Below are 21,879 nucleotides of genomic sequence, written 5' to 3'. Positions count from 1 at the left end.
CAAGTAGTCCGTCCGTCCGCACGCACGGACAACGCGACGCCGGAACGGCCGGTCCCCGCTCGGGGGACCGGCCGTTCCGGCGTTCGGGGGCCCGGGGGCGCAGCCCCCGGTTTCGGGAAGGGGCGGGGTGGGGGAGACGGCCCCGCGCAGCGGCCGGCCCGGCCCCGGCCCCGGCCCGGTCAGGACCGCTCGGCGCGCCCCCGCTTCAGCAGGGCGAAGCCCAGCCCCGCCGCCCCCACGGCAGCCATCCCCCCGCCGGAGGCAACCAGCATCGGCGTGTCACCCGCAGAGGCCCCCTCCGCCCCGGCCTTCACGCCGCCCTTCGGCACCACACGCTCCCCCGCCACCACCTTCTTCGCGTTCGCGCCCGCGCCCGCGCCCGCCGCCTCGGCGGTGTACTTCTCGATCAGCTTCCCGTCGAAGTCGTACACCCAGCTGCTCGCGCCGCCCTTCCCGTCGATGACGACGAACTTCACGCGCTTCCCGTCCCGGACTAGCCGGTACGTCCAGCCGTCGTTCTGCACGCTCGGACGCTTCCGGTCGACCGTCCCGAGCAGGTTCCCGTTCGGCATCGAGATCTCGACGCGCTTGCCCTTCGGACCGTCGATCAGCTTCGCGATCCGACCGTCCGGCATGGTGATCCGGACCGAGCTCTCCTTCGTGACCTCGTGCTTCGGCTTCTCGACGGGCTTCGGCTTCTCCACCGGCCTCGGCCTCGGCGTCGGCTTCTGCTCCCCCTCCACCCACGAGGTCACGGTCCCGTTCGGCTGCAGGACGACGTGCAGGCCGTTGTTCTGCCCGTACGCCGGTTTGCCCCCCTTGCTGACCAGCGTGTCCTGCTTCGTCGACCCGGCGAGGATCTCGGCCTCGAAGTGGCTGTCGCCGATCTTGTAGACCTTGGCGATCGACCCGTCCGCGAGCTTGACCGTGGTCACGAACGCCCGGGTCGGCTTCTCCGGCTCGACCGGCGGCGTGGTCGGGCGGACCGTCGGGGCCACGGACGGCACGGGGTCGGCCGGCGGAACCGGATCCGTCGGACCCGTCGGGTCGGTCGCGGGCTGCTCCACCCCGGGCAGAACCTCCGGCCCCGGCACGGACGGCGAATCCGCGAACGCGGACCCGACCGGAAGGGCCAGAACGGTGGCCGCGCCGGCGAAGACGGCGGCGGTACGAAGGGTGGTGCGGCGAGTGCTGCGCATGTGGGGGCTCTTCTCGTAGCTCGATGCTCTGTGCTCGTTGCTCGTTGCTCGTTGCTCGGAGTCGGTGCCAACTGCTCATGGCTCGTCGGCGACAGACACGAAGCTACGGACCCGACATCTACGTAATCCGTAGGCAATGTAACGAACCACCACAGGCACCCCAACAGCCAGGTAAACCCGACAATTCACCCCCCTCCTCCTCGGTGGGGACAGCCCCCCGGGGTTCCCCTAGGGGATGTCACAGGTCAGCCGCAAAGGGTGCTTATTCCACCGGCCCGCCCACCACCGCTCGCCGGACCAGGTACGTTCGATCACGTGGCTGGATTCAGGATCGGACGCGGCAGGGACAACAACCGCGCTCCCCAACAACCCCCGCGGCAGCAGCCGTACGGTCAGCAGCAACCGCAGCAGGCGCCGTACGGCCAGCAGCCCTACCCTCCCCAGCAGCAGTGGCCTCAGCAGCCCGCCGCCGGAGGCCATGGCGAGCCCGAGTACTTCGACCCGTACGGACAGCCGTACGGACAGCAGCAGCCGCCTCCCCCGGGGCAGCAGCAGCCCCCGTACGACCAGGGAGGCGCGGGCGGCGGCTCGTACGCGAACGACAACCCGGGGCACACCCAGGTGTTCGCGTACGGCGAGGACCCGTACAGCCAGGGCGCGACGTACCACGCGGGCGCCGCGGCGGCCGCGCCGACGGGTCCGCGGCTGCCGTGGAAGGAGCTGCTCCGCGGCATCGTGATGCGGCCGGGGCCGACGTTCCTGCAGATGCGCGACTACGCCGTCTGGGGCCCCGCGCTGATCGTGACGTTCCTGTACGGCCTGCTCGCGGTCTTCGGCCTCGACGACGCCCGCAAGGACGTCATGGGCGCCACCCTCGCCAACGCCGTCCCGATCGTCCTCAGCGCGGGCGTGGCCTTCGTCATCTGCGGGCTGATCCTGGGCGCCGTCACGCACACCCTGGCCCGCCAGCTGGGCGGCGACGGCGCGTGGCAGCCGACCGTGGGCCTGTCGATGCTGGTCATGTCCATCACGGACGCGCCGCGCCTGCTCTTCGCCGTGTTCCTGGGCGGGGACAACATGCTCGTGCAGGTGCTGGGCTGGGTCACCTGGCTGGCGGCCGGCGCCCTGTTCACCTCGCTCGTCAGCAAGTCGCACGACCTGCCCTGGCCGAAGGCGCTGGGCGCGTCCGCGATCCAGCTGGTCGCACTGCTGTCGATCATCAAGCTGGGCACGCTGTAGCAACGCGAAAGGGCCCCGGCGCAACAGCACCGGGGCCCTTCCGAGCACTCAGGCGTCGAGAACCTGGCCCTCGCGCTTCACGACGGGCGGCTCGACCGACCACGGGAAGTTGATCCACTCGTCGGTCTTCTTCCACACGTACTCGCACTTCACGAGCGAGTGCGACTTCTCGTAGATCACGGCGGAGCGGACCTCGGCGACGTGGCCCAGACAGAAGTCGTGGACGAGCTTCAGCGTCTTACCGGTGTCGGCCACGTCATCGGCGATCAGCACCTTCTTGTCGGTGAAGTCGATCGCCTCGGGCACGGGCGCCAGCATGACCGGCATCTCCAACGTGGTCCCGACGCCCGTGTAGAACTCGACGTTCACCAGGTGGATGTTCTTGCAGTCGAGCGCGTACGCCAGACCGCCTGCGACGAAGACGCCGCCGCGGGCGATGCTCAGGATGATGTCGGGCTCGTAGCCGTCGTCGGCGATGGTCTGCGCGAGCTCGCGGACGGCGCGCCCGAAGCCCTCGTAGTTCAGGTTCTCGCGTACTACGTCACTCATGCCTCGTGCCTCACCTGGGTGCGGTGGAAGTTCTGGAAGGAGCGCGAGGCCGTGGGGCCGCGCTGGCCCTGGTACCGCGATCCGTACCGCTCGCTCCCGTACGGGAACTCGGCGGGCGAGCTGAGCCGGAACATGCACAGCTGCCCGATCTTCATCCCGGGCCACAGCTTGATCGGGAGGGTGGCGAGGTTCGACAGCTCGAGCGTGACGTGCCCCGAGAACCCCGGGTCGATGAACCCGGCGGTCGAATGCGTCACCAGCCCCAGGCGGCCCAGGCTGGACTTCCCCTCCAGTCTGGAGGCGATGTCCTCGGGCAGCGAGATGACCTCGTACGTCGAGGCGAGTACGAACTCCCCCGGGTGCAGGATGAAGGCCTCGTCGCCCTCCGGCTCGACCATCCGGGTCAGATCCGGCTGCTCGGTGGCGGGGTCGATGTGGGCGTAGCGGTGGTTCTCGAACACCCGGAAGAAGCGGTCGAGACGTACATCGATGCTGGAGGGCTGCACCATCGATTCCTCGAACGGGTCGATGCGAACCCGTCCGCTGTCGATCTCGGCCCGGATGTCTTTGTCTGAGAGAAGCACGTCCCGAGGATACGCAGTGCGCGCGGGCCTCCCGCAATCGAGAGCGGGCGCCCGCGCGCCTCTCGGACTATCGCTTGACAGCCGCACCGACGGGCACGGCATGCCTCAGCCGCGCACACCGCGGGCACCGCAGCAGCCGCCCGGGCCCGATCCGGCCGGCACCGAGGTGCTGCAGCGGGAACGAAGCGGTACTGAAAACGTGCCCTTCGGCACAACGGACGACGGTGTTCTCCATCGAGTCCCTTTCCCCAACCTGCCGTACTGCGACGAATCGCCACATTAGGGGATGATCGCGACCTGCTCCAGCCGCCACTCCAGCGGCCCTCGAGCACCACTGCACACCCGTACGTTACGCCCCAACTCCCGCCCCCACGACCCTCCGTGCACCCCACACACGACGACGACCCCGCGGCCGATTCACCGGGGGTCGATCATGGGGTAGAGTGTGGAACGCTACCGATCCAGGCAACTGGAACGTTATGCGGATGTAGTTTAATGGTAGAACATGAGCTTCCCAAGCTTATAGCGCGGGTTCGATTCCCGTCATCCGCTCCACTGCAAAGCCCCAGGTCAACGACCTGGGGCTTTCGCGTTGCCTAGACCTTTCTAAAGGTCCCGTGCCAGATCCGCGCCAGACGCCTTGGCCCGGCCCGCACCATCGTGTCCCTGCCCGCCCGGCGACACACCCAGCGGGACGGCCGCGGCCCCCGGAACTCCGTTCAGAAGGCGCTCAGCGCATCGCGGGTGTTGGTGCGGTACAGGCCGACCTTCGGGTTGGCGACGCTGCCCGGCTTGGTCAGCTGGAGGCTGACGCCGTCCGCGTTCGGCATGTGCTCCTTGTCGGCGAGGACGTTGACCTCGTCGGCCACCGGGCCGTTGCCACCCGACGGGTTGAGGTCCACGGCCGCGTACGCGGTGGCGCCGGGGTGCACCGGGTACGCCGGGGCGCCGCCCAGTCCACCGGGGGCAGTGGCCTGGAGACCGAGCGCGCCGCCCTTGGCGCTGAAGCCGACGGTGGGGAAGTAGTCCAGACCGCAGGAGGTGGAACCGTTGTTGGTCACGGTGATGACGCGGACGGTGGCCGGAGTGCCCGTCGGGGAAGTGACCTTGACGGTCAGGTCGCGCGCCGAGCAGGGGTGGGTGTAGGCGTAGGAGTCACCGGTGGTGTCCCCCTTGTTCTTGCCGCCCGAACCGGCCTTCGCCGGGGTGGCGGTGGCCGTGCCGGTTCCGGTGACCTTGCCGGCGGACGGGGCGGTGGAGGCGCCCTCCCCGGACGGCGTCACGCTCCCGGTCGAAACCTGCTTGTCCGCGCTCTTGGTCGCAGCGGGGTTCGCGGTCGGCCCGGCGGCGCTGTCCGAGCCGCCGCAGGCGGTCAGGGCCAGAGCGAGGCCGGCGGTGGCGGCGGCCAGGGCGGTGGTGCGGAGTCGGTAGGTGCGCATGGGGAACTCTCCGTATCGGTGCGGTCGTCAGACGGAGGCTTCCGCTTTCCGCCTGACGGACGTTGGGTGGGGCTGCTGTTCCGGTCGGCTGCTGCCGCAAGCGGCCGAGGGCGGTCGGTGGGGCGGGTGGGAGCCCTCCCGTTGCGACCGCCGAATCCGAGGGCGGACCGACCGGCTGATGACGCAACTGTGGGGCCGGTTTCGTCCCAGTGGCGTCTGGACCTGGATAGTTGGAACCCTGGAACGCTCCCGACCCCTCTCACCTGGGCGATCGGGCGACCCTGGAACGTGCTTCCGGGATGAGGGGGAGGGTGGAATGGCCACGGAGACGGAGCGGTTCGCGGAGCTGATGCGCGGATTCAAAGAGCGCTCGGGGCGCAGCTACGGCACGCTCGCGAAGCGTCTGCACTCCAGCAACTCGACGCTGCACCGCTATTGCAGCGGCGCGGCGGTGCCGACGGACTACGCCCCGGTGGAGCGGTTCGCCCGAGTCTGCGGTGCCTCGGCCGACGAGCTGCTCGCGCTGCACCGACAGTGGCTGCTGGCGGTGGTGGAGCGGCGGCGGGGGGCGACGGAGGGGCAGGCCTCGGGGGCGGGGGCCGCGAACTCCGCGGCGCCGCAGGGCGGTGACGCCTCGCCGGAGGTGCCGCCTGCATCGGCGGTGGTGGTGGCGGCTGGGGAGGCTTCGGAGGTCCGGCCGCAGGCGGAGACCGACCCCGAACCGGCCCCGGCGTCCTCGGCCGGGTCCGCCCCAGCACCCGGACCTGCCGCTGCGGAGACACCCGCCCCCGCAGCGGCAACGGACGCACCCGAACCGGCGGAGCCACCCACCCCAACGCCTACCCCCGCTCCCGCGCCGGCACCGGCGGAGGCCCCCGCCGCCGTTGTCCAGCCGGGCCCCGCCCGGGCCTCCGTACCGGGGGCCCGGCGTCCTCGGCTGCTGCTCGCCGTTGCGGCCGCCGTGGCCACCGCCGCGGTGGCGGGGACCGCCGCCGCCGTCTCCGCCACGGGAGACACGGGTCACGGGGACACGCGCCACGGCGCCGCCCAGCCGTCCTCGCGCGAGCGGGCGGCGGGCCCGGCCTTGCCGTCCGGCGGGTCGTCGTCACCCATGCCCACAGCCGATTCCGCACCCCCGTCCAGCCCCGGACCGTCGTCCCCCTCGACGACGTCCGCGTCCACCTCGCCGGCCACCGCCAAGGAGGGGGCCTCCCCCACCGCCCCGTTCACGGTCAACGTCCTGCCCGACAACTGGGACAGCCCCTGCGACCAGTGGTTCGCCCTGGACAAGGCACCCGGCACGGTCCCCCCACCCCCCGCCGGGCAGGCGACCGAAGGGTGGGCACGGGCCCTGGACGCCGTCCCGGCGGGGCACCTGCGCATGCAGCTGACCGTCCAGGGCACCGAGGGCAAGGCCGCGGTCCTGCACGGGCTGTACGTCCATGTCGTGAGCGGCCGCAAGGCTCCCGGCTGGAACGCGTACACCATGGGCGCCGGTTGCGGCGGCGCACTGGTGCCGGCGTCCTTCGCCGTGGACCTGGACGACGCCTCCCCGAGGGCCAGGCCCGTACCTGGCAAGGAGGGCGAGCGGCCGACGGCCTCGACCGACTTCCCGTACAAGGTCTCCGCCACCGACCCCCAGGTGCTGAACATCGACGCCGCCACACTCGGTCAGGACGTCAGCTGGTACCTGGAGCTGGCCTGGAGCAGTGGCGACCGCAAGGGCACCACCCGCATCGACGACCACGGCCGCCCGTTCCGCACGGTCGCCCTGAACGCAGGCCACAGCTACTGGTACAACGCGAATAACAACGCCTGGCTGCCGTACACGGAATGAAAGGGACCAACGCGAAGGGCGTGCCCCAACCGTGCCCTCAAGGACGGTCAAGAGCGGCCACAACCGGTTCGAGACAGGGTCCCGAAAGTCACCCCGCAGATCCTATCCATGCAGGTCAGCACCCATGCGAGTGCGCCAAGGGCAGTAGATTCCCAAGCTCATAGCGCGGGTTCGATTCCCGTCATCCGCTCCACTGCAAAGCCCCAGGTCAACGACCTGGGGCTTTTTGTATTGCCCAGACCTATCGGGGCCCGCATGCCATTCGCGCGCCACAACTGCCCTCACAGGGCAGTGGGTTGTCGCCAAGCCCCGCGCGGAGGACCTTCAGGCCCATATGATATTGGATCGATAGCGCTATCGTCATTAGCATCATGTTGCTGAGACTGGATACCACGGACAGTCGTCCCCTTCACGAGCAGGTAGCGGGGGCGATCCGACGGGCCATTGCCGAGGGCGAGTGCGCGCCGGGGGACCGACTGCCTCCGGCGCGGGACCTGTCCCGGGCGCTGGGCGTGAACGCGAACACCGTTCTCCGCGGCCTGCGCGCCCTGCGCGACGAGGGAGTGCTGGAGTTCCGGCGCGGCCGCGGCGTCACCGTTGCCCAGGCCGCCGACCAGCGGGCGCAGCTTCTCGAGCGGGCACGGCAGTTGGTTGCCGACGCGGCGCACCTCGGATACAGCAAGAACGATCTCATCGAGATGCTCAGGGGGCTTTCGTGACCGACCGTACGAAGAAGAACGGCGCCCAATGGGGGGCGGCGGCATGGGTGGCCGGGGTGTTGGCCGTCTTGGCCGCCCTTCCGTTCGCCGCAAGCGGGCGCCTGCCGGACCGGCTCGCCACGCACTGGGGTGGCGCGACTCCGAACGGCTCGATGCCCCTGTGGGCAGCGGCGCTGTTACCGGCGCTCGTCTGGGCCGTTCTGGCGCTGTCCATCGCCTTCGCCGGCCGACGTGGAGGATCTCCCTCGGGACCCTGGGTGGGCGCATCGCTGCTGTCCGGCGGGGTGTTCCTGGCAGGTGCCCAGGCGTCGATCGTGAGGGCCAACCTGGACCGGACCGACTGGAAGGACGCCGCGTCGGTCGGCACGGGAGTCGCGATCACGGCTGTCGTTGCGGTGGCCGCGGGCGCGCTCGGCCGGCTGGCCGGTCGGCGTGCGGAGCTGCCGACCGGGCCGATCCGGCCCGCCGAGGGTGACGTCATGGAGATCCCTGCGGGTGAGCGCCGCGTCTGGCTCTCCCGCACGTCGAACCCCTGGCTCCACCTCATCGGCGTGCTCACGGGCCTGGTGGCCGCGGCCGGCACTGCGGCAGCCGCGGGCGGCCTGATCGGCGTGGAGTGGGCCCTGATCGCTCCGTTCGCATTCGCCTCACTCGGGATGTTCGCCTTCGCCTCGGTGCAAGCACGCGTGACGGAGGCCGGGCTGGAGGTTTCCTTCGGCCCCCTGGGCTGGCCGGCGCGCCGTTGGACGGCCGGCAACATCGTCTCGGCGCGCGTGGAAAACCGCAGGCCGGCGCAGGTAGGAGGCTGGGGCTACCGGCTCAGTGGGCTGGGAACCACCGTCATGCTCCGGTCCGGCGAATGCCTGGTCATCCACGCCCGCAAGGGCCCCGAGTTCGCCGTGAGCATCGACGATGCCGAACGCGGCGCCGCGCTCCTCAACGCTCTCGCCACGAAGCAGCAAGCGGGCGCATGAGCCAGACTTTCGCGGCCCTCGGCCCCGCCGTTCAAACCTGGCCCGGCGCCTTCTCGAATCTTGCCGACGGCGCCGGTCCGCACAGCGTGCAGCGGCGCGCCGGCCGGCCTGGAGAGGTCTGCTGCCTCCGACACCCGTGACCACATGACCACGCAGGTCATCCACCGCTCCCTACGGGCCCCAACAGCCCCTCACCTTCCCGCGGGTCAGCGGGGGCTGGGCGGGATCAGGCCGGCCTCGTGCGCGGCGATGGCCGCCTCCACCCGGTTGCGCGCGTCCAGCTTCGTCAGCACGGCGCTGACGTGTGCCTTCACCGTGCCCTCGACGAGGTGCAGTCGGCTCGCGATCTCCGCGTTGGACAGCCCTGCGCCGAGCCCGGCCAGCACATCGCGCTCCCGCTCCGTCAGCCGGTCGAGGGAGCGGTGGGGGTGTGCCGACCGGTGGGCGCGCATCCCGGCGATGACCCGGCCGGCGACACGCGGCGACAGGTAGGCACCGCCGGCGGCAACCGCCCGTACGCCATTGAGGAGTTCCCTCGGATCGTCCGCCTTGAGCAGGAAGCCGTCCGCGCCTTCCTCCAACGCCCTGGTGATGTAGTCGTCCTGGCCGAAGGTCGTCAGCATGATCACACCGACCGGCGTCGGTTCCCCGCGGAGCCGCGCCACCGCCGTCAGCCCGTCGAGGCCCGGCATCTGGATGTCGAGCAGGACCACGTCCGGCCGGTGCCGGCGGGTGAGTGCGATGGCCTCGCGCCCGTCGCCCGCCTCGCCGACCACGTCAACGTGCGGGTCCCGAGCCAGGATGGCGCGTACGCCGGCCCGGACCATCGCCTCGTCGTCGGCCACCAGGACCCGGACCGGACGGTTGTGCGGTGTCGTCTCTTCCACGCGACGAGCCTACGGTCGTCCCACCGCCCCGCGGGGCGCCGCGATCCGCGGATCCGTCCCGGGTCGCAGCGCCCCCCGACGAAAGGCAGGGCGCCCCTTCCCTTCGGCCCATGGGCGTCGGCCGCGGGCGCTCGTAGCGTCGCTGCCGTACGGAGGTCGTGGCCGCTGCCACGTGCCGTACGCCGCGCTCCGCGTCCCGTGCGCCGAGCTCCGCGGCCGACAGCGAAGGAACTTCCGTGATCAGCCTCCGAGGACTGACCAAACGCTACGGCGACACCCTGGCCGTGGACGACCTGACGCTCGACATCCGTGCCGGTCGGGTGACCGGCTTCCTCGGCCCCAACGGGGCCGGGAAGTCGACGACGATGCGCATGATCCTGGGCCTCGACCACCCCACGCGCGGACGGGCGTTGGTCGCCGGCCGGCCCTACGCGGACCTGCGTCGTCCGTTGCGGGCGGTCGGCGCGATGCTGGACGCCCGGGGCGTCCACCCGGCCCGCTCCGGCCGCGCGCACCTGCTGGCCCAGGCCCGGTCCAACGGCATCCCGGCTCGCCGCGTGGACGAGGTACTGGAGACGGTGGGCCTGACGAAGGCGGCCCGCAGGCCGGCCGGCACGTACTCGCTGGGCATGAGCGGGCGCCTGGGAGTGGCGGGCGCTCTGCTCGGCGACCCGCCCGTACTGATCCTGGACGAACCGGTCAACGGTCTCGACCCGGACGGTGTGCGGTGGATCCGCCGACTCGTGCGCGACCAGGCAGCGGAGGGGCGCACCGTGTTCCTCTCCAGCCATCTGATGAGCGAGATGCAGGTGACGGCCGATCACCTCGTCGTCATCGGGCGGGGGCAGCTACTGAGCGACACCTCCATGGCGGAGTTCCTGGCCGCCGCGTCGCCCTCGTCGGCGCGCGCCTCGGTGCCCGATCCGGAGGAGCGGTCCAGGTTGGTGCGCCGCCTGGTGGCGGTGGACGGCGTGAGCGTCGAGACAGCGGCGGACGGCACGGTGGCCGTTGCGGGCAGGACCGCTGCCGAGGTCGGCGACCTCGCCCACCACTGCGGAGTACGGCTGCATGCGCTGAGCGACATGCGGGTGTCGCTGGAGCAGGCGTACATGGACCTGACCGCGCGAAGCGTCGAGTACGCGACGGGCACCATCGACGATGGGGGACGACGGTGAGCACGACGACGGCGGGGATGACCGACGGTGGGCGGAGCGTGGGCGACGGGCCGGAGCCGGAACGGCGCTCGACCGGCGGTTTCGCCGGGGCCGTCGCCTCGGAGTGGACGAAGCTGTGGTCCGTCCGGGCCGCCTCCCTCAGCCTCGTGGCGGGCCTGGTGATCACCGGGGTCTTCACCTTCTACTACGCCTCGATCGCCCGCATCAACGAGCATCCGGTCCAGCCCGTCGGGAACGCGGCGGCCTCCTCCGTCGTCGTCACACAGTTCCTCTTCGTCGTCCTGGCCATGGTCGCGGTGACCTCCGAGTACACAGCGGGAACGGTGCGCGCCTCGCTGCTGTGGGTGCCGCGGCGGCATCGGGTCCAGGCGGCCAAGGCGCTGGTGGCGGGCGCGGTCGCGTTCTTCGGCGGTGCCTCGTTCGCCGTCGTGGGGACGGTCGTCGCCTGGTCGGCATTCGACGGTCGGGCCTCGTTCGACGCGGGCACGACCCTCGGGCAGGCCGTCGCCGTCGGCGTCTACCAGGGGCTCGTCTCCGTGCTCACCGTCGGCGTGGCCTTCGCCGCGCGGCACCCGGCCGGCGCGCTGTCGGTCCTGGTCGCGCTGTTGTGGGCGCTGCCGAGCGTGCTCCTGGGGCTCGGCGGCGACACGCTCGCGGCCGTGAACGACCGCCTGCCCTACGGAGCGGGCGACCACTTCATGCGCGTCGGCGGCGACGGCCCGTACTCCTCGGCGACAGCCGTCCTCACCGTGGCCGCGTGGACCGCGGCGGCCCACGCGATCGGCCTGTACGTGCTGCGCCACAGGGACGCCTGACGCGGCGTCGTCCCCGGTCCGGTCACCTGCCGGTGCCGGCGGCCCGGCGGGCGACCGGGCACGTCCCACAGAATCGACCGAGTACGTACGCCATGTCATCGGCCGGAAGGACATCCACGCACCATGCGGCACCCGCGCCATCCCCCGGTCAGGTTCGTACTCGTCGACGGGGCGCTGTGGGGCGTGCTCGCCGCCGCTACCGGGTACGGGTTCCGGGACGCGGGCGGGACCTCGCCGGTCGTGGACCTGCTGCTCCCGCTGTCCGTGCTGGCGGTGGCGGTGCCGCTGTCCCGCGCCCGGCCGGGAGCCTCGGTGCTCCTCGTCAACGGGCTGTGCGCGCTGGGCCTGGCCGACACGGCGACCCCTGCCAACGCCCATGTCCTGTCGCTGGCGGTGGTGAGCTGTCTGCTCGGTGGCCGGGTCGCCCGTGCCCGGGGCCCGCTGCTGGTGCTCGCCTCCTGCCTCGCCGTCGACATGACGGCCTGCGCGGTGCTGCAGGTACCGGCCGTGTGGTGGTTCTACGCGCTGGCCGTGCTGCCCACCGCCCTCCTGTTGCCGTGGCTGGCGGGACGGCACTGGCGCGGCCGGCGTGAACTCGTACGGGAAGGGTGGCGGCTGGCCCGAAGCCTGGAGGAGCGGCAGCACCTCGTGGCGGAACGGGCCCGGCTGACCGAACGGGCGGACATCGCCACCGACATGCACGATTCACTCGGCCATGCGCTGAGCCTGGTCGCCCTGCGCGCCGGGGCCCTGGAGCTCTCCCCCGACCTCACCGAAGGCGACCGCGCCGACCTCGCCGAGCTGCGCGGCACGATCGCGGACGCCGTCGAGCAGCTGCGGGAGACCGTCGCCGTCCTGCACGAACCGCGCGAACCGGGGACGGGCCCCTCCGGCTCGCCCGTCAAGGACACCGTGGAGGACCTTCTCAGCCGGGCGGTCGCCTCGGGGGTGCCGGTGCGCTGGGAGCGGCGTGGAGCGGTACCCGCGCTCCCGCCGATGGTCGAACACGGGATGTACCGGGTGGTGCAGGAGGCCCTCACCAACGCCTTGAAACACGCCCCGGACAGCAAGGTCAGCCTGGCGATCGACCACGAGTCCGACCGCACCCGCGTGACCGTCGTGAACGCGGCCTCGCCGGGGGCCGGGGGGTCGGGGCGGTCCGGAGGCCGGGCGGCGGACATCGGCGGCCGGGGACTGACCGGGCTGCGGGAGCGGGTGACGGTCCTCGGTGGCACCCTGCGGACCGGCCCGCACCGGGGCGGCTTCCGTGTCACCGCCGTCCTCCCGCACCGGCCCCCGGCCCGAGCGACGCCCCCCGGCACCGGTACGGCCGTCGGCCCCGCCCAGGAGGCCACCGAACGGCACGCGGCGGTACGGCGCTCCGCACACCGCCGGTCGATCGCGGCCTTCGCGGCGCCGGTCGTCGCGGCGGCGTTCTTCGTACCGGCCGCCGTCTACCTGGCCTGGCAGCTGACGACCGGTGTGCTGCCACCGTCCCGGTTCGACGAGCTGGAACCGGGCCGGTCCCGCACCGAGCTCACCCGTCTGATCCCGGACCGTGCCTTCCCGTACCCTCCCGACCACGCCCGCTCCGCACCCCGACCGCCGGGCGCCGCTTGCGAGTTCTACCGCTCGGGCCGCGACCTGTTCGACCAGGTCGACCTCTACCGCCTCTGCTGGAGCGACGGCCGCCTCGTTGCCAAGGACACCTTGGAGGCGACCGACACCGGCCGTAAGTCCGGATGATCCGGGCTTCCTTCCACTTCCGTCCAAAGGTCGTCCGCTTCCCGCCATTGAGCTCGCGCTCCGCGGACCGTACCCGGACACCGACGTTCGCGGGGATCGACGTCGTGCCGGCGCAGGGCGGCCTGCTCCCCCGGCGGGGGCGCTCCGACTCCGGGATGGCGGGGGCGCCGTACACAGGTGCCGGCTGTGAATGGCCGGGACGGGAGTTGGGGCGGGTACTGAGTAGCGGACGATGGTGAAGTGCGGCTCTGAGAACGGGTACACGAGCCAACCGTCGAAGACTCCGCCGCCCTAGACGTCAAGCTCACAGCCGGGCCGAGGCCACCGCTTTATGACCTTTGCCGGAAATTCCGGGGCCGGCCACACCTGGATACGGATCTTCTCAGTCGTTTCGGGGCTCTCGTCAGAGTCGATGTCGGCCTGAGTTGCCCGAGCCAAGTTGCTCCGAGACACGCGAGCGCGATTCCAGCCCGACGGGACCTCGAACGTGGCCGCATCGGGGGCATGGTCCGTGCAGCCCAGAACCATCAGACGCCCCAACGACACGTTGAGGCCGGCCTCAACCACGTGATCGAATTCCGAGCTGTCATCACTCGGCTCCTGAGTCAGGACAACGACAGTTACGGATACGTCGACATTGACCGACGTGCCGATGCCCAGCGCATCCGGTGCAACCGCGAGGTGGTCAGCAACGGCCTGATCCGTCCACGCGTCGCTTAGATCACCGTCCGAATCCGCATCGGACATGTGTATCTGAAAGTAGTCGGCGAAGAGGGTGAGCTCTGTCGTTGTCGTCATGGCGGCACAGTGCCATGCAGCACTGACTGCCGAGATGCGGTACAGCAACCCCAGCAACCGGCCCCGCCCGGCAAGATTCACTGAGGACCATTGGGGGAGGCCCAGGCCGACTCCCTCTTCCTACCGCTGTGCTGCTTCCGGCTGCGGGGCCGGTCGCTCTTCGGCGAGCGGCGGGGTGATGCCTCGTCGCGGGCGGAGGAGTAGCGCGACGAGGAGCGCTGCGGCGGCCAGAGTGGCGCTGCCGCAGCGCAGCGCCAGGTGGAGGGCGTCGATGAAGGCGGCGTTGACTGCGTCGCGGACTGGGGCGGGGAGGGTTGTGGTGCTGTCCGGGGCCATGCCGGGGAGATGGCGGCCGAGTTCGGACGGTGCGCCGAGGCGGTGCAGTGAGTCGGTCAGGGTGGTGGTGAGCCGGCTACTGAGGACGGCTCCGAGGACGGCGACGCCGATGACTCCGCCGATCTCCCGCAGGGTGTTGAGGGTTGCGGAGGCCATGCCGGCCCGCGCCGGGTCGACGCGGTGCATGACCGTGATGGACACGGGGGTGAACGTCACCCCCATGCCGAGGCCCATGGCGAGCAGTACCCAGACGTACTGCGCGTAGTGGGCCTGTGCGCCGTAGAGCGAGAGAGCGCCGAGCCCCGTGGCGCACAGGGCCAGGCCGGTGACCAGCGGGAGGCGGGGGCCGTGACGTGAGGTGAGGGCGCTCGACAGCGGCGCGGCGACGACGATCATCGCGGTCATCGGCAGGCCCGCCAGGCCGGCGTCCGACGGGGACCAGCCCATCACGTCCTGCATGAGCAGGGGCAGGAAGAAGGCGGCTCCGAACATGCCGAAGCTGATCATGAACCCGCTGACCGCGGCACCGGTGAGCACCCGGTCCCGGAAGAAGCGCAGGTCGAGCATGGGGTCGGCGCTGCGGGCCTCGACGGCGACGAAGGCGGGCAGGGCCAGCGTCGCGACGGCGGCGAGGGTGAGCACCCGGGTGTCGGTCCAGCCCCGGCTGGACCCCTCGATGAGCGCGTACACCAGCGCGCCGAATCCCAGCGCGGAGAGCGCCTGGCCCGGCAGGTCCAGCCGCTTGGTGCGGGCGGCGAACTCGGGGAGGACTCGGGACGCGAGCAGCAGGCCCGACATGCCGATGGGGACGTTGACCCAGAAGACGGCGGCCCAGCCGAAGGCGTCCACGATCGGCCCGCCCAGGACCGGGCCGACGGCCAGGCCCAGTGCGGAGACGCCGGACCAGAGGCCGACGGCCCTGGCCCGCTCCTTCTCGTCCGTGAAGACGTGGCGCAGGATGGACAGGCTGCCGGGTGTGAGGAGAGCCGCGCCGAGGCCCTGGAACATCCGGGCGGCGATCAGCGTGCCGGTCGTACCGGACAGCGCCGCGGCAGCCGAGCCCGCGGTGAAGACGGCCAGGCCGGTGAGGAAGATCCGCCTGCGGCCGTACCGGTCGCCGAGGGTGCCGCCGGTGAGCAGCAGGGCCGCGTAGACCAGGCTGTAGCCCTCGACCACCCACTGGAGTCCGCTGAGGCCGGAGTGCAACTGCTGCCCGATGCGGGGCAGGGCGTTGTTGACGATGACGTTGTCGAGCATCGCCATGAACATCGTGGCGCACAGTGTGGCGAGCACGAGCCCTTTGTGTCGGGCGGGCGGCTTCGTCATCACGCTCCCTAACGGTGTTAGTCGATCGGTCGGTGCGCCTAGACTGCCCCTAACGGTGTTAGTCGCGCAAGCGGGATTCCCGACGGGACCCGCGTACGGAGGTGGCCGATGGCAGTGGAGAGCAAGAGCGACGACGCCCCGTCACAGCCGGGGCTGACCCGCCAGGCGCTCGTCCAGGCCGCCCTGCGGGTGCTGGAGCAGGAGGGCGTCAACGGCCTGTCGATGCGCAAGGTCGCCGCGGAGCTGGGGGTGAAGGCGGCCTCGCTGTACTGGCACGTGCGCAACAAGGAGGAACTGCTCGACCTGCTCACCGACGAGCTCATGGCCGACGCCGAGGCGCCGCCCCGGGAGGGCGGCTGGCGAGAGCAGTTGCGCGAGTACTGCGTGCGCTACCGCCGGCATCTGCTCGGCAAGCGCGACGCAGCCAAGGTCGTCGCGGGCCGGCTCGTACCGGGCCCGCACCTGCTGCGCCTGATGGAGGACCAGCTCGGCCGCCTGCGGGAGGCCGGCTTCTCCGACGCCGACGCCGCCATGGTCAACTACGCACTCGGCGCTTTCGTCCAGGGCTTCGTGCTCCAGGAGCAGGGGCCCCTCTCGGCGTCCGAGGCCATGGGTGCCGACCGCCGAGAGGTCGCCACGGCCGCAGGGGAGCAGCTGCGCCGGCTGCCGCAGGAGACCTTCCCCAACCTGGTCGCGCTCGCCGGCGACCTGACCGACCCGTCCATGGAGGCCCGCTTCTCGTTCGCCCTCGAACGCCTCCTGGACGGATTGTCCACTCTGCTGGAGCAGGGCTCCGACGTACGAACTGAAGGGACGTCCCATGAGTGAGCGCACCTACCGGGTCATCGTCCGCGGCGTGTTCGCCGACCTGGACGACACCCAACGCACCGAATGAGGGAGATCCGCTCCACGGCCTCGTGCACCGCCCGGGGGCGGGAGGCGAAGTCGTAGTCCGCCGCCCCCTCATCAGCATCCAGGGCAGCCTCCGCGGCCTTGAGGATGTCGTGTTCGTCAGCGGACGCGAGGCTCTCCTGACCACGGGGAGAGGCGCGGCGCGACCACCTCGACAGGCTGGGGCGTGGATACGCCGATGGGCCGGGCACGGCGTGCCTGGCCCATCGGAGGGAACCGCCCGGGCCATCTCCAGGACCAGTGTCTTCTCGTACGCGGCGACAACCGCTGCATCGCCGCTTTGCACTCATTCCAGGCCGGTGGCTTCGAGGTGGGCGATGAAGGCTGCGATGAGCCGGGGGCGCGTCACTTCGGGGACGGCCGCGTCAGGCAGATCCTCTTCCAGACCCCACGCGGTGTTGAACGTCATCGCCACACCTTCCGGGACGACGTGCTCCCTGAGCCAGCCTACGAAGTTCGCAGCCGCCTGGGCGGTGGAGTCGAGGATCGAGATGCCTTCCGGCTGGACCCGTGCGTACCCTTCGAGCTCTTCGCCGTCGAGGGTGATGCCGTAATGCATGGCCGAGCCGCGGATCTGCCCGCCCTCCTGGATCCGGATGAACTCGTCCGGATCGCGCTCCAGGAGCCTGGCCTTCAGGCTGTCGTACGTCAGCCCCCAGGTCTGTCCCTCTACGGGGGTGAAGACGTACATGGTGCGCAGTTCGGCGAGCTGGGACGCGTCCACGGGTGTACTCCTTGGCGGTGCAGGGTGGGTCAGGGAACGTAGCGGGCATAGCCCTTGACGCCGTGTGCCGCCATCATCACGCGCCAGTAGGCGACGGAGTCGGGATTGTTGGTGACCGTTTCCACTCCGCGCATCTCGGTGTTACGCGGGTCGTTCAGTGCGGCGGCGTACTTCCGCAGCTCGTTCCGGTCGGGGTCGAAGAGGAACTCCTTCTTGCCCGTCTGGTGGTTGGCGCGGAGCTCTTCGAGCGACCGGTAGCACTTCCTGCCCGGGTTGTTGACGTACTTGGCCTCGACGGCCATGCCGTCGCTGTCGCGGAAGCCGTCGACCATCAGCGTGGTGCCTTTGCCGGTGCCGGGGGCGATGGGGACTTCGTACTCGGGATAGCCGGCCACGCGCAGTTGATAGGCGACCTCGGCAGGCTTGCCGCCCGAGACGTCGCCCGCACGCAGCGAGTTCAGCCAGGTCTGGAAGTTCTGCTGCTGCGGTGGCGTGAGGGGAGGAAACCGCGGGTTGGGCGGCGTCGGTGGCGCTATCGGCTGCACCCGGGGCCCGTTCGCGGGGCGGTACGCCACCGGGACCAGGAGGGGCGCACGGACGAGGGGCGCCAGGAAGGGCGGCAGCGATGGCAGGAAGCCGCCGCCGTCGGGCTGGGGCATGGGGACACGGGCCTGGGAGCTGTCCATGGCGGGCGGGATCTTGCCCAGGCTCGCGATGCGTATGTCGGCGGAGACCAGCTCGTGCAGCCCGCCGTCGTGGCCGTCGCCGCCGAATCGGGCACGGTCCCAGGGGAGCAAGGTGTCACCCGTGATGGGGTTCGACTCCTGGGGTATGCGCTTCGATGCCGTTTCGACGTGGTCCGCGTACGCCTCACACGCCTTGGCGATCATGCGACATGCGGTGGGGAGGTTCGCCATCAGGGTCTCTTCGCCACCCACTTCGCTGGGTGGCGGCGTCTTTCCCACGAACAGGTTGAAGAACTGCTCCACCGCGGTCGCCGTCTCGCCCTGTTGGTTGGCGGTCGCGGTCTTCCATGCTGTCCCGGAGTCCCAGTAGGCGTCTTCGAAGATCTTGGCGGCCGAGTTCCAGACAGCTGCTGTCTTGCGCAGCTTGTCGCGTTGCCCGTGGAAGGCGTTTATCGAGCAGGTACTGGTCGGTCCAGCTTGTCTCGCCGACGACCTCGGGAAGATCCTCGGCCTTGTGACTGGCGCGTGGGTTGCAGTCCGGGCCGGACGGCTGCGAACCGATACCGGGGGCGGCCGGGCTCTGATCGAGGAACGACGCAGCGATCTCGCTGTTCTGCCGGACGAAGTCCTCGGCAGCCTTGAGAAGGGTGCCAGCTCCGTTCGCCATGACTTGGTGCGCGCGGCCCACCGAGGCGAACACGGTCGCCACCGCCGGCTTGTACACAGCGGCGAAAGCCCGCCCGGCGCCGTCGTCTCCCGCCATCCCACCTTGCTGGCTCAGCTCGGTGAACAGCAGGCCCACCATGTCGTAGATGAGGTCCCGGAGATCCACCATGGACCATGACGCGTTGACAAAGTTCTCTGTCCGGTGCTCCAGGTCCAAAGCTCCCCCTCCTGATGCCTGATCGCTCTGGAACCGTACACGCGTACTACGACTTCTCCCTGGCGCCGGGATGGGCTTCCGCCATCCCGGCCCAGATCATCAGGCTTCGCGGACCTGCCTCGGCGGGGCTTCGCCTTGTCACGGGCTGCTCGCACCCGCGCGTCGATGCCCCCAGCGACCTCCTGCTGGCGTTCGTCGTCGGAGGGCTGGTAGATCATCGCGGCTTTCTCCGAGGACTGGCCGGCTCGGACCATCGTGCCCTTCAGCGTCGCGCCGGACTGCGTCGACAGGGTGGCCCGTGTGGCGCAGGTCGTAGAAGCGGAGGTCCTTCGGCAGGCCGACCTTCGCGCGGGCCTTGGCCCGCTTCCGGCCGAAGGTCGTGCGCCGGAACGGCGCCCCCTTCACCCCCACGAACAGCAGCCCGTCGGGCTCCTTCTCGGCGAACCAGTCCAGGTGCCGCTTGACCTCCATGCAGAGGAAGGCCGGCAGGTGGATGGTGCGGACGCCCGCTGCCGACTTGGTGTCGCTCTCGACGCGGCGGCCGGTGTTCAGTTCCGGGGCCGCCTCGGCGATCCGCACGACGAGGGGATCGAGGGTGACCGAGGTCGGGCGCAGGGCCGCCTGCTCTTTCGGGCGCATCGGGCCGTAGGCGCAGAAGTAGACCGTCAGCCGCCACCGTGGGCCCATGGCCTCGGCGAGTTCGTCGACCTGGGCGACGGTCGTGGTAGAGCGCTCCTTGGCCTGCTCGCTTCCCGCGCCCCTGATGCGGCACGGGTTGCGGCGGATCAGCTCGTCGCCGGTCGCCGTCTCCACCGATGGCCGCAAAGATCCGTACGTGGTCGGGCCGATCGTCTTCGGGAACGGCAGCACGACCGTGGGGGCGGGTACGGGGCCAGGACAGGAGTTACCCCGGCAGCAATCGGCGGTGGTCTACCCGGTCAAGTGGCCCGCGTGGGACAACCGGCCGGCACCCCGGCCGGTGCCGACGGTCTCGTATCCGATCGTCTTCCCCAGCCTGGGGAGCGGCCGGTGACCCGACGGGCGCCCGCAAGGTGGCGCAATCGCGGTGGCGCCTCACGGCGCCGCAGGACCACGGGCTCGCAGGAGCCGGGACTGCTCGGGTTGGCGGCCCTGGCGGCCGTCAGCCTGGTCGTGGCGATCCTGGCGTGGCTGGCCGCCCACCCGTGGGTCTTGGCCTTGATCTCGGTCGCCGCAGTCAGTGCCGGCTGGCTGCGGCGGCGCCAGGAGGCGGCCCGGTGGGAGCGGGTCCGGGCACAGGGGCCGCGCTACGCCGTCGAGCACCTCGACGCGCTGCACTACAACGACTTCGAGTTCGCCATACGGGACCTCACCCCGCTCGAGTGGCTGCCGCCGGGCTCCCGGGGCGTCGTCCTCGTGCCTCGCTTCGCCGTCGACGTGATGCAGACCTTCGCTGTGCGTGTCAGCGTGATCAGAGAGGCATCCACACCCCACGCATCACGAGGAGTCGCCGTCATGGACGGTAGGCAGGACAAGCGCCAGGAGCCGGGCAAGGGGCGCGAGGCGCAGGAACACCATCGTCCCGGAGACCCCGCGCAGCCCCGGCCCGGCAAGGCCACCCGCGAGAAGGGACAGAAGCCCGGTCACCAGGAGACCTCGCGCCGCCGCGAGGACGACCTGCTGCGGGAAGAGGACCTGCACGACGAGGGGCTCTGACCAGCGCACCACTCGCCCACACTCCCCGGAGCCCGGCCGTTCGGCCGTCACTGAGACCGGGCCCTGTTGCAGGTGCAGGGATCCGGGGTCGGCCTGCCGCATCGGCGGCGCCGTCCCCGGATTCGGGTCCCGGCGGAAAATGGCTGGTCAGATCGGGTCATGGCCAGCCGTACGGGCGTACAGTGAAGGCACCGGGAGTACTTCGCGCACCGGCTTTCATGCCGGTGTCATTTCCGGCGATCGCCTAAAAGCCGGGCTGCCGACAGGCAGTCCGGGGGCAGGTCCGCATCATGACCACCACCCTCGGCCGGACCGCGCCCCGCGACCTCGCCGCAGAAGTCCCGGCCCGCTTGTCCCTCACCCCGAAGACCACGCTCGCCGGCCTGCTGGACGGGGCCTGGTGGCCCCGCTCCCGCGACCTCGAAGCCGAGCTCCCGCCGCTCGCCGCCGCCCTGGAGGCACCCTGGGGACGCGTCACCCGCGTCACCGTGAATCCCGCCCGCTGGCCCGTCGAACCGCGCAGGGTTGCCCTGGACGGACGCACGCTGCACGTCGGCTGGTTCACCGAACAGGACCCCGACAAGCTGATCCTGCTCTCCTACACCGTCGGCCGCTGGGACCTCCTCGTCATCCCGCCCGAGACCGCACCCGCAGCTGCGGCCCGTCTGATGGCCGCCGCGGCGATCCCGGGCAGCGTCCTCACCGCCGAAGTCCTGATGGCCAACGAAACCGTCATCGGGCGCGGCATCCGCGACGCCCGCAGCCGGGAAGCCGCCTGGGAGGGCGAAGGCGGGGCCTGCATGTCCCCCTTCGGGGAGCCGATGGGACGAAGCGCACTCCCGCTGCCCGCGAACGGCCTGCCGGCCGACCGGTGAGCAACAGACCTTCCTCCGACCGGGGGCAGCGGCCGGGGCGCCACGGCGCTCCGGCCCGCCGGCCCCACGCCCGCTCCGAAGGGAACCACGCCCACGTGAAGTACATCGAGACCCAGACACTGCCATCGCTCGGGCACGCCGAGGTACGGATCATCGCGCACACGCCCGAAGCCGCCCGAGCCGTCGCGGAGGCGCTCCGCCGCTGCTTCGCGGGCACGGAACAGCGCAGCTATCCCGGCCTCGACGGCGACACCCGCCTCCACCTCACCGTGGACACTGCAACACCCGCCGGCCCCGCCCGCTCCTGGCTGGCCACCAGCAGGACCCCCGTCGGCACCGGCGCCCACTCCGACGAGACCTGAGAGCCCCGATCCGGAAGAGACGGCCTAGTGTCCTGAGTCTGAGGTTGGTCGTTAGTTCGGTATGAGTCGTCCGGGTCCGAAGATTCCGCCGTTGTCGGTCACTGATGCCCAGCGGGCAG

General features: G+C 71.0%; 22 protein-coding genes, 1 tRNA gene and 1 pseudogene. 13 read left to right on the top strand and 11 right to left on the bottom strand.

The genetic code is table 11. The features are described from left to right. Positions 1-179 precede the first annotated feature (179 nt). The gene (locus ACFYXK_RS31910; RefSeq protein ID WP_389414319.1) at positions 180-1,199 is read right to left on the bottom strand and encodes a hypothetical protein; all 1,020 of its coding nucleotides are present in this window, start codon (positions 1,197-1,199) and stop codon (positions 180-182) included. Positions 1,200-1,514: 315 nt separating this feature from the next. Here ACFYXK_RS31910 and ACFYXK_RS31905 point away from each other — a divergent pair, with 315 nt between their 5' ends. Next, the gene (locus ACFYXK_RS31905) at positions 1,515-2,438 is read left to right on the top strand and encodes a Yip1 family protein (protein WP_389414318.1); all 924 of its coding nucleotides are present in this window, start codon (positions 1,515-1,517) and stop codon (positions 2,436-2,438) included. A 48-nt stretch (positions 2,439-2,486) separates the two neighbouring features. Here ACFYXK_RS31905 and ACFYXK_RS31900 read toward each other — a convergent pair whose 3' ends face one another. After that, positions 2,487-2,987: a phosphoribosyltransferase gene (locus tag ACFYXK_RS31900; RefSeq protein WP_030152914.1), complete on the bottom strand. Its 501-nt coding sequence runs from the start codon at positions 2,985-2,987 to the stop codon at positions 2,487-2,489. Then, positions 2,984-3,571, bottom strand: coding sequence for a dCTP deaminase (dcd, locus tag ACFYXK_RS31895; protein ID WP_352216878.1), 588 nt, complete (start codon positions 3,569-3,571; stop codon positions 2,984-2,986). Before dcd ends, ACFYXK_RS31900 begins: the two co-directional genes overlap by 4 nt. 481 nt (positions 3,572-4,052) lie before the next feature. Between dcd and ACFYXK_RS31890 the strand changes: the two genes are divergently transcribed. Then, positions 4,053-4,126: transfer RNA gene (locus tag ACFYXK_RS31890), tRNA-Gly, on the top strand. A gap of 164 nt (positions 4,127-4,290) precedes the next feature. Here the strand turns inward: ACFYXK_RS31890 and ACFYXK_RS31885 are convergent. Then, positions 4,291-5,010, bottom strand: coding sequence for a DUF4232 domain-containing protein (locus ACFYXK_RS31885; protein WP_389414317.1), 720 nt, complete (start codon positions 5,008-5,010; stop codon positions 4,291-4,293). A 316-nt stretch (positions 5,011-5,326) separates the two neighbouring features. Here ACFYXK_RS31885 and ACFYXK_RS31880 point away from each other — a divergent pair, with 316 nt between their 5' ends. The 3 genes from ACFYXK_RS31880 to ACFYXK_RS31870 all read left to right on the top strand — a co-directional run bounded on the left by ACFYXK_RS31880 (position 5,327) and on the right by ACFYXK_RS31870 (position 8,540). Then, positions 5,327-6,847, top strand: coding sequence for a helix-turn-helix domain-containing protein (locus ACFYXK_RS31880; protein WP_389414316.1), 1,521 nt, complete (start codon positions 5,327-5,329; stop codon positions 6,845-6,847). 371 nt (positions 6,848-7,218) lie between these two features. Then, positions 7,219-7,566, top strand: a complete 348-nt coding sequence (locus tag ACFYXK_RS31875) for a GntR family transcriptional regulator (RefSeq protein WP_389414315.1) — start codon at positions 7,219-7,221, stop codon at positions 7,564-7,566. Then, entirely contained in the window at positions 7,563-8,540 is a 978-nt protein-coding gene (locus ACFYXK_RS31870; protein WP_389414314.1) for a DUF1648 domain-containing protein, read from the top strand. Before ACFYXK_RS31875 ends, ACFYXK_RS31870 begins: the two co-directional genes overlap by 4 nt. A 206-nt stretch (positions 8,541-8,746) precedes the next feature. Here ACFYXK_RS31870 and ACFYXK_RS31865 read toward each other — a convergent pair whose 3' ends face one another. Next, positions 8,747-9,427, bottom strand: coding sequence for a response regulator (locus ACFYXK_RS31865; protein WP_389414313.1), 681 nt, complete (start codon positions 9,425-9,427; stop codon positions 8,747-8,749). Positions 9,428-9,663: 236 nt separating this feature from the next. Between ACFYXK_RS31865 and ACFYXK_RS31860 the strand changes: the two genes are divergently transcribed. From ACFYXK_RS31860 to ACFYXK_RS31850, 3 genes are all read left to right on the top strand, one after another. After that, positions 9,664-10,602 (top strand): ABC transporter ATP-binding protein, encoded by a 939-nt coding sequence (locus tag ACFYXK_RS31860; RefSeq protein ID WP_389414312.1) that lies wholly within the window; start codon positions 9,664-9,666, stop codon positions 10,600-10,602. Next, positions 10,599-11,417 carry an ABC transporter permease gene (locus ACFYXK_RS31855; protein ID WP_389414311.1) on the top strand — a complete coding sequence of 273 codons (819 nt, stop codon included), beginning with the start codon at positions 10,599-10,601 and terminating at the stop codon, positions 11,415-11,417. The genes ACFYXK_RS31860 and ACFYXK_RS31855 overlap by 4 nt, the downstream gene beginning before the upstream one ends. 123 nt (positions 11,418-11,540) lie before the next feature. Further along, on the top strand, positions 11,541-13,163 hold the full coding sequence (locus tag ACFYXK_RS31850; protein ID WP_389414310.1) for a sensor histidine kinase: 1,623 nt from the start codon (positions 11,541-11,543) through the stop codon (positions 13,161-13,163). A gap of 291 nt (positions 13,164-13,454) precedes the next feature. Here ACFYXK_RS31850 and ACFYXK_RS31845 read toward each other — a convergent pair whose 3' ends face one another. Both ACFYXK_RS31845 and ACFYXK_RS31840 read right to left on the bottom strand, forming a co-directional pair. Then, positions 13,455-13,961 carry a hypothetical protein gene (locus tag ACFYXK_RS31845; protein WP_389414309.1) on the bottom strand — a complete coding sequence of 169 codons (507 nt, stop codon included), beginning with the start codon at positions 13,959-13,961 and terminating at the stop codon, positions 13,455-13,457. A 120-nt stretch (positions 13,962-14,081) separates the two neighbouring features. Next, positions 14,082-15,590 (bottom strand): MFS transporter, encoded by a 1,509-nt coding sequence (locus tag ACFYXK_RS31840; RefSeq protein WP_389414308.1) that lies wholly within the window; start codon positions 15,588-15,590, stop codon positions 14,082-14,084. Positions 15,591-15,731: 141 nt separating this feature from the next. Between ACFYXK_RS31840 and ACFYXK_RS31835 the strand changes: the two genes are divergently transcribed. Beyond that, positions 15,732-16,451, top strand: coding sequence for a TetR/AcrR family transcriptional regulator (locus ACFYXK_RS31835; protein ID WP_389414307.1), 720 nt, complete (start codon positions 15,732-15,734; stop codon positions 16,449-16,451). Further along, complete coding sequence (locus ACFYXK_RS31830) at positions 16,444-16,518, top strand: DUF6204 family protein (protein ID WP_389414349.1); 75 nt, start codon at positions 16,444-16,446, stop codon at positions 16,516-16,518. Before ACFYXK_RS31835 ends, ACFYXK_RS31830 begins: the two co-directional genes overlap by 8 nt. Positions 16,519-16,821: 303 nt before the next feature. Here the strand turns inward: ACFYXK_RS31830 and ACFYXK_RS31825 are convergent, their stop codons facing one another. From ACFYXK_RS31825 to ACFYXK_RS31810, 4 genes and pseudogenes are all read right to left on the bottom strand, one after another. Next, complete coding sequence (locus ACFYXK_RS31825) at positions 16,822-17,259, bottom strand: hypothetical protein (protein ID WP_389414306.1); 438 nt, start codon at positions 17,257-17,259, stop codon at positions 16,822-16,824. Between the two features lie 29 nt (positions 17,260-17,288). Further along, complete coding sequence (locus ACFYXK_RS31820; protein ID WP_389414305.1) at positions 17,289-18,176, bottom strand: restriction endonuclease fold toxin-2 domain-containing protein; 888 nt, start codon at positions 18,174-18,176, stop codon at positions 17,289-17,291. Then, on the bottom strand, positions 18,130-18,828 hold the full coding sequence (locus ACFYXK_RS31815; protein WP_389414352.1) for a hypothetical protein: 699 nt from the start codon (positions 18,826-18,828) through the stop codon (positions 18,130-18,132). The genes ACFYXK_RS31820 and ACFYXK_RS31815 overlap by 47 nt, the downstream gene beginning before the upstream one ends. A gap of 122 nt (positions 18,829-18,950) precedes the next feature. Continuing rightward, positions 18,951-19,644: pseudogene (locus tag ACFYXK_RS31810) on the bottom strand (tyrosine-type recombinase/integrase); the annotation flags it as partial. 213 nt (positions 19,645-19,857) lie between these two features. Between ACFYXK_RS31810 and ACFYXK_RS31805 the strand changes: the two are divergent. The 3 genes from ACFYXK_RS31805 (at position 19,858) to ACFYXK_RS31795 (ending at position 21,760) form a co-directional block, all read left to right on the top strand. Continuing rightward, entirely contained in the window at positions 19,858-20,523 is a 666-nt protein-coding gene (locus ACFYXK_RS31805) for a hypothetical protein (RefSeq protein ID WP_389414304.1), read from the top strand. Between the two features lie 290 nt (positions 20,524-20,813). Further along, on the top strand, positions 20,814-21,398 hold the full coding sequence (locus ACFYXK_RS31800; RefSeq protein WP_389414303.1) for a DUF5994 family protein: 585 nt from the start codon (positions 20,814-20,816) through the stop codon (positions 21,396-21,398). 95 nt (positions 21,399-21,493) lie between these two features. Next, positions 21,494-21,760, top strand: coding sequence for a hypothetical protein (locus ACFYXK_RS31795; RefSeq protein ID WP_389414302.1), 267 nt, complete (start codon positions 21,494-21,496; stop codon positions 21,758-21,760). Positions 21,761-21,879: the final 119 nt, after the last annotated feature.

The organism is Streptomyces sp. NPDC002209 (assembly GCF_042890265.1).
GTDB lineage: Bacteria > Actinomycetota > Actinomycetes > Streptomycetales > Streptomycetaceae > Streptomyces.
The sequence above is the reverse complement of the archived record's forward strand: the minus strand, read 5'-3'. Positions and strand labels throughout refer to the sequence as shown.

Bases quoted from the DNA above. Each gene is read 5' to 3' on its own strand.
- ACFYXK_RS31910 (WP_389414319.1), bottom strand. From the start codon at position 1,199: ATGCGCAGCACTCGCCGCACCACCCTTCGTACCGCCGCCGTCTTCGCC.
- ACFYXK_RS31900 (WP_030152914.1), bottom strand. From the start codon at position 2,987: ATGAGTGACGTAGTACGCGAGAACCTGAACTACGAGGGCTTCGGGCGC.
- ACFYXK_RS31885 (WP_389414317.1), bottom strand. From the start codon at position 5,010: ATGCGCACCTACCGACTCCGCACCACCGCCCTGGCCGCCGCCACCGCC.
- ACFYXK_RS31880 (WP_389414316.1), top strand. From the start codon at position 5,327: ATGGCCACGGAGACGGAGCGGTTCGCGGAGCTGATGCGCGGATTCAAA.
- ACFYXK_RS31875 (WP_389414315.1), top strand. From the start codon at position 7,219: ATGTTGCTGAGACTGGATACCACGGACAGTCGTCCCCTTCACGAGCAG.
- ACFYXK_RS31850 (WP_389414310.1), top strand. From the start codon at position 11,541: ATGCGGCACCCGCGCCATCCCCCGGTCAGGTTCGTACTCGTCGACGGG.
- ACFYXK_RS31845 (WP_389414309.1), bottom strand. From the start codon at position 13,961: ATGACGACAACGACAGAGCTCACCCTCTTCGCCGACTACTTTCAGATA.
- ACFYXK_RS31835 (WP_389414307.1), top strand. From the start codon at position 15,732: ATGGCAGTGGAGAGCAAGAGCGACGACGCCCCGTCACAGCCGGGGCTG.
- ACFYXK_RS31820 (WP_389414305.1), bottom strand. From the start codon at position 18,176: ATGGCGAACCTCCCCACCGCATGTCGCATGATCGCCAAGGCGTGTGAG.
- ACFYXK_RS31800 (WP_389414303.1), top strand. From the start codon at position 20,814: ATGACCACCACCCTCGGCCGGACCGCGCCCCGCGACCTCGCCGCAGAA.